Source organism: Lysinibacillus sp. RC79, assembly GCF_041262405.1.
Lineage (GTDB): Bacteria > Bacillota > Bacilli > Bacillales_A > Planococcaceae > Lysinibacillus.
On the sequence record NZ_JBGCCD010000061.1, the window covers coordinates 1 to 6267 of the forward strand.

General features: G+C 38.9%; 4 protein-coding genes, 1 tRNA gene and 1 rRNA gene. 3 read left to right on the plus strand and 3 right to left on the minus strand.

Annotated features, from left to right (window positions below):
* Positions 1-15 precede the first annotated feature (15 nt).
* Positions 16-87: transfer RNA gene (locus tag ABH968_RS27515), tRNA-Glu, on the plus strand.
* 720 nt (positions 88-807) lie between these two features.
* Here ABH968_RS27515 and nadA read toward each other — a convergent pair.
* From nadA to nadB, 3 genes are read right to left on the minus strand one after another with little or no spacing between them, the layout of a single operon-like run.
* Positions 808-1911 carry a quinolinate synthase NadA gene (gene nadA, locus ABH968_RS27520; protein WP_370049178.1) on the minus strand — a complete coding sequence of 368 codons (1104 nt, stop codon included), beginning with the start codon at positions 1909-1911 and terminating at the stop codon, positions 808-810.
* Positions 1898-2758 carry a carboxylating nicotinate-nucleotide diphosphorylase gene (gene nadC, locus ABH968_RS27525; RefSeq protein ID WP_370049180.1) on the minus strand — a complete coding sequence of 287 codons (861 nt, stop codon included), beginning with the start codon at positions 2756-2758 and terminating at the stop codon, positions 1898-1900. Before nadC ends, nadA begins: the two co-directional genes overlap by 14 nt.
* Positions 2715-4301 (minus strand): L-aspartate oxidase, encoded by a 1587-nt coding sequence (nadB, locus tag ABH968_RS27530; protein ID WP_370049181.1) that lies wholly within the window; start codon positions 4299-4301, stop codon positions 2715-2717. Before nadB ends, nadC begins: the two co-directional genes overlap by 44 nt.
* Before the next feature lie 91 nt (positions 4302-4392).
* Between nadB and ABH968_RS27535 the strand changes: the two genes are divergently transcribed.
* Positions 4393-5472: a cysteine desulfurase family protein gene (locus tag ABH968_RS27535; protein WP_370049183.1), complete on the plus strand. Its 1080-nt coding sequence runs from the start codon at positions 4393-4395 to the stop codon at positions 5470-5472.
* A gap of 702 nt (positions 5473-6174) precedes the next feature.
* A 5S ribosomal RNA gene (gene rrf, locus ABH968_RS27540) occupies positions 6175-6267 on the plus strand; the annotation flags it as partial.

Genomic DNA, 6267 nt, shown 5'->3' on the forward strand with positions numbered 1-6267 from the left:
TCCTTCTCCGCCATTGGCCCGTTGGTCAAGTGGTTAAGACACCGCCCTTTCACGGCGGTAACACGGGTTCGAATCCCGTACGGGTCATACTAAAAAAATGCAGTAGATGTAAATTACATCTACTGCATTTTTTTGTATAAAGATAGCTTTTAAGATTCTATATAGGATTTGATATGAGGAGTAAGATTCTAATATTTTTCTCATAAACAATTTTTAAATTAAATGTTGAAATTAATTAAATTGAAAACAAACATTGCAACATGTCACGTAGAAGACTCAAATAACTACAATAACCAAACGTCTACCAGAAATGAGTAGACGTTTGGTTATTGTTAAAGAAACTACAGACTTTTAATTTCTTTCAGCAGAAGTCTCGCACCCCTATAGGTGGTGAGATGAATGCAGATATAAATTACTTTTTAGCGGGTGTCCAAACATTAAAATAGAGGAACTCAGTCTAAGAACGCCACGTCCTGTGGCAACGACTGAGTGACCAACTTCGTGTTGGCCTAAAGCCTCCGGCGGATGTCACGGAATCGGAATGGAGTACTTAAAGGATGTTAGCCTAAAATCATCGCATCCATGCGATAACGGCTAACTGACCTGCATCGGTGCTGCTTCCGCTACGCTTTCGCGCAAAAAACATCTGCAGGCCTAAGCACAAAGCCGATTCCGGACGCAATTATGCCGAGGCATAATTGATTTGTAGTTATCCCTGGATATAGTTTTAGTCTAGGTTAAAACGTTACATCCTCAAGGTTGCTTTGATCCCTAGGGCCGGATATAAAAGCTTTAGCGCATTTGTTCTTAAGCTTTTAATAGCATTCTTTCAAGTGAGCTACGTGCTTCTTCCGCAATGTGAGCATCTACTTCAATACGATTATGTGGCTGCCCCTTTTCTATACTTTCTAAGGACCAAAGTAGATGTGGAAGGTCAATTCGATTCATTGTAAGACAAGGACAGAAGTTCTCATTTAAAGAGATAATCTGCTTATCAGGGTGCTGCTTGATCATACGATTAACGAGATTCATTTCAGTACCGATTGCCCATGCTGAACCACTCGGAGCCTTTTTAATCGTATCAATAATGTATTTTGTAGAACCTGCATCATCTGCTGCGGCAACAACTTCGCGACTACATTCAGGATGAACAATGATACGCATATTTGGATGAGCTTGACGTATAAGCTCCGTATGCTGAACTGTAAAACCTTCGTGTACAGAGCAGTGTCCCTTCCATAAGATGATTTGAATGTTTTCTGGGGACTGATCTGTCTCAAGCATATTTGTATGAGGGTTCCAAACTGCCATATTTTCAAGCGGTATTCCTAAATCGTATGCAGTATTTCTACCTAAATGTTGATCTGGTAAAAAGAAAATACGTGGTTTTTGCGTAAATGCCCATTTAACCATTTCTTTTGCATTGGACGATGTTACGCAGGCTCCACCATGTCGCCCCGTAAAGGCTTTAATAGCAGCAGTAGAATTGACATATGTTAGAGGAAGAATGGTATCGCCAAAGAGTTCCTGTAAAATCGGCCATGCTTGTTCTGTTTGATAAATGTCTGCCATGTCTGCCATTGAACAGCCTGCACGCATATCAGGTAAGTAAACATGCTGCTGTTCAGTTGTAAGCATATCAGCTGTTTCCGCCATAAAGTGTACGCCACAAAATACTATATGTTCAGCTTCCTTGTTAGCTGCTGATAATTGAGCAAGCTGCAAGGAATCCCCTGTCGCATCAGCAAATTGAATCACTTCATCTTTTTGATAATGATGCCCAGGGATGAAGAGCTTACTACCTAATTTCTTTTTTATGGCTAGAATGCGAGATTCCATGTCATTTTTAGTTAAAGCACGATAATGCTCTGGTAGTAGTGACGTTTGTTGTAATAAACTAGTGATGGACAATGGAATTAGCTCCTTTCGTTTGTACAAGTGCACTTATGTCAAAGGCTGTTACTGAGTGTGTTAGCGCTCCAAGTGAAATCCATTGAATACCTGTTTTAGCATAACTATTTAAGTTATGAAGCGAAATGCCGCCTGAAGTTTCTGTAGCAATATGTGGAGGAACTGCTGGAAGCCATTTACGTATTTCTTCAGGGCTACGATTATCAAACATAATGATATCTGCACCAGCTGCAATTGCTTCATCTAGTTGTGCTTTTGTTTCGATTTCGACTTCGATTTTAATGGTGTGACCGATTTTCTCACGAGCAGCCTGTACTGCTTTAGTAATACTACCTGCAAAAGCAATATGATTATCCTTTAGCATTATCGCATCGTATAAACCATTGCGATGGTTATAGGCGCCACCGACTCTAACAGCATATTTATCTAACATACGCATTCCAGGCATTGTTTTGCGCGTATCACATATTTTCGCATTAGTACCTGCTGTTTCTAGCACCGCTAAATTTGTAGCTGTAGCAATAGCAGACATACGCTGGATAAGATTCAAAATTACACGCTCACCCATTAATAACTTTTGAAGAGGTCCTTGGATAATAGCAAGAACATCACCGGCATTTACTTTTTCACCATCTTGTTTATAAAGGATAATATCCATTGATCGATCAAGAAGAAGAAATCCATGCTTAATGATAAGGGCTCCACAAAAAATGCCGTTTTCTTTCGCATAAAAAGAAAAAGATCCCTGCTGTTCTGGAGAAAATATAAATTCACTCGATAAATCTCCATCGCCTATATCCTCATTAAAAAATTGCTTTAGCAATTCCTCGAGTTTGATGATATTCATATAATGAATTCCTCACTTTCATCTGTCCTTGTTGAAAAATGATCCAGCGGTTTGCCCACTGATGATCATATTGTGGTTTATCAATGCGAATATGTGCTCCTCGAGTTTCTTTTCGTGTAATGGCTGCGTGTGCCATTAATATAGCGACAATATGCATCATATAAAGTTCAAGTTCCTGTCGATTCAAGCCGTCTAAATCAACATGAAGAAGTGTTTGCATTGAGGGCAATTGTTGTACGAAGTGTTGCATATCAATAGGATTTCTCACAATGCCTAATGTGTGCATCATCATTTGTCGTAATTGATCTTTTGTAAATAATGATGGCATTGTTTGTTGGTGATGTTTGTCATCGATCAAGAAACTATTTTGCTTGCAACCTGTTTGAATAATGTATTGGGCTGTTCTTTGCCCAAACGCAATTCCTTCTAAAAGAGAGTTACTAGCTAAACGATTGGCACCATGCACCCCTGTACAAGCAACTTCTCCAATTGCATATAGATTAGGAATAGAAGTTCTTCCCTTGTCATCAGCAACAACACCACCCATTAAGAAATGGCTACCTGGTGCTACAGGAATTAATCCATCTTGTAAATTAACATGATTGTCATAGCAAAGCTGAGCAATCGTAGGGAATTTTATTTCAAAGTGTTCAATACTTGAAATATCAATAAATGTTTCCTGCCCAGCAGTACGTTTATTAAATAATGCATGTGCAGTAATATGGCGTGGTGCTAAGTCCAACTGTTCATGTATGCCTTTCATTATGGGATGACGCTGTGCATCGACAAACATTCCACCGGCGCCGCGTACAGCTTCAGAGACTAAACCTTTAGCCTGCCCTTCACACCAAAGTAAGCTAGGGTGAAATTGCATAAATTCCATATCACTGATGGCAGCTCCTGCACGGTATGCTAAAGCGATACCATCTCCAGTGTTCGTAGCAAAGTTAGACGTACAAGAATAAATAGCACCTGCACCTCCTGTCGCGAGAATGACATGGTGGGCAAGGTAGCGCTTCATTCCCTCTGGCCCCTTTGTCAAAACGCCAACGCAATCTCCATCTGTATTCAATAAAAGCTCGTAAGCCATTTCATAGCAATTCACAACGATATTAGATGTAAGTTGATTGAGCAAATAATCTATCATTACTTGGCCAGTACGATCACCGCCTGCATGTAAAATGCGGTGATGACTATGTGCCCCCTCAAGGCCTAAAGCAGGGGACCCATCAACTTGTCGATCAACTGGGAAGCCCTTATTTAATAAATCGCGCATAATTTCTGTGCCGTTTTCTATTAGTACTTCAACATTCCTTCTTTCATGATGATATTCACCAGCAGTCAACGTATCAGCAATGTGAAACTTTGGATGATCTTCTTGACTTGTAACGGCAGCAATACCACCTTGAGCACGATAAGAACTACTCATTTTAACTGAACATTTTGTAACGATCTGTACTTGAAAATGTCCTTCGAGAAGTCGAGCAGTTTGAAGTGCAGCAATACCGCTACCAATAATAAGTACATCTGTCATTACATCCATACACATACCTTCTTTACAGTTGTCTTGACACATATCTTTACATAAAATAAAAGAGAAAACAAGACCTGATAAACTAGAAAGGAAGAATAAGATGATTTATCTAGATTACGCTGCAACTTCTCCAATGACTCCAAAAGCTCTTAAAGCATATTGTGAGGTAGCAAAGCAGTATTATGGAAATAGTGCAAGCTTACATGATCTAGGGGGGCAAGCGCATTATTTTGTTGAACAGGCAAGAGCTGTTGTAGCAAGATCTCTTGGAGTAAATAGTGACGGTGTCATTTTTACTGGAAGCGGAACTGAGGGCAATTTAATTTCGATTTTGTCATTAGCTTTAGCGTCAAATAAAGGGAAGCACATTATTTCATCACAAGCTGAACACACATCCGTACATGCGGCTTTAAATACACTTGAAAAAATGGGGTTTGTGGTCACGAAGTTACCTTTACAGCAAGATGGTTGTATTCATGTGAAGCAACTACGAGAAGCAATACAAGAAGATACGGCTTTAATCACTATCCAACATGTAAATTCAGAGATAGGCTCTATTCAACCTATTGAAGAAATAGCCGAAATTGCAAAACAATCAAACGTTCTCTTGCATGTCGATTGTGTACAGTCCTTCTGTAAACTTCCGTTAAAACAGCAAGTAGATGCTATTACCGTTTCAGCTCATAAAATAGGTGGGCCAAAAGGATGTGGAGCTATCTATATTAATCCTAAGCTCCGTGTTCCTGCATTAGCACCAGGTGTCACGCATGAGCGTGGGTTAAGGGGAGGAACACTAGATACCCCAGCTATTGTCGCTTTTGCTACGGCGATTGAAGACTATCAATATGAGCGGAAGCATTATGAAGCATTACGTCAAAGCTTTAAGGGAAATTTACAAGAAACGTGTCAAATAATTGAGAGTAAGGAGCAATTGCCTAATATTTGTGGTGTATTGATGAAAAGAGTAGAGGGGCAATACGTTTTGTTAAAATTAAATGAAGCGGGGATATGTATTTCCACAGGAAGTGCCTGTGATATTCATAGTGAATCTGGTACGAAGGCGATTTTATCAATGGGCTATTCTATGGAAGCGGCACGTCAGTTTTTTAGAATATCTTTTGGTTCAGCAACAACTTTTGAGGAAATTGATCGATTACAAATGGCACTTTCTGTTATTTAGCTTCTTTAGCAGATGTTTTCGGTAACGAAAGTGCAACGTCAGCGGGTGTATAAACACCTTCTGCTGACGCTTCGCTTTCGCGCAAAAAACATTTGTTGGCCTAAAGCTTCCAGACACAATTATGCAGAGGTATGATTGCTTGTTTCTCAGGTAAAATAAGTAAATGTTCTTTCGCCTGAACAGTAAATCTAGGGCTTAATATGTTTAAGGATAAGATGAAACTTGAAAGCTATAATTAAATAATTTTGAAATAATAAATTAACAGGCATGTTAATTGAATCTATTAAATAGTTTGTTGTTTATATTTTGCTTTTTAAGTTGATGTAACGAAGGGCTACTCTGAATGATCCTGTCGCAGATTTAAGATTCCTACGAAAAGCGAAGCGGCTCGACAGTCGGAAAGGAGTAGCTCATATCGGAAATCAGCGTTTTTTAATGAATTAAAATAGATAAAAACACAACTGATAAATTAATTGTTTTCTTTTAATTGAACAATTGCTATAATAAATAGCAGAGTGATAATTTCTCTTACATTACAAAAATATCTTCAAAAAGTATTAATTTCTCTTTTTTTATAAAAAAGTGTTGCGTAATGTGAGGAAACGTTATACAATAATTCTTGTCTTGAAGGACAAGTAATAAACTTCAAAACGAAATACATAAGGGTTTCAAGATATGACATATATTGAAAGCCGAAAAAAGTCTAGTGATGATGGCAAAGAGGTCACACCCGTTCCCATACCGAACACGGAAGTTAAGCTCTTTAGCGCCGATGGTAGTTGGGGGCTTCCCCCT